The sequence below is a fragment of the Cupriavidus sp. SIMBA_020 genome (assembly GCF_046535395.1).
In the GTDB taxonomy this organism is placed as follows: Bacteria; Pseudomonadota; Gammaproteobacteria; order Burkholderiales; family Burkholderiaceae; genus Cupriavidus; species Cupriavidus campinensis.
Window position 1 is genome coordinate 1 of sequence record NZ_JAWRWU010001704.1, and the last position, 235, is coordinate 235.

Sequence of the window (235 nt, forward strand, 5' to 3'; positions counted from 1 at the left end):
CAAGTGGCCGGGGCGTGCCAGGAAAACCGGCCCGCTTCGCGCGGGCCGGTTCGTTTTTGGGCGCCGATTGCGCGCCCACTACGCGTTGATTGCGCGCGGATGGCACCTGGGTGAGGCGTGCGTCAAGCGTGCGGCGGCGTCAGCGGAATCGACATCTCGTGGTGAAAGAGGTTGTCAGGATCCACCTGTCGCTTGGTGGCGATCAGGGCGGCGGCCTTGTCGCCGTAGTACAGGT

1 protein-coding gene is annotated in these 235 nt (G+C 66.4%); it reads right to left on the reverse strand.

Annotated elements, in window-relative coordinates; translation table 11 throughout:
• Nucleotides 1-122: 122 nt before the first annotated feature.
• Nucleotides 123-235, reverse strand: a 113-nt coding sequence (locus SB751_RS35420) for a BBE domain-containing protein (protein ID WP_410749666.1), incomplete at its 5' end; no start/stop codon positions are given.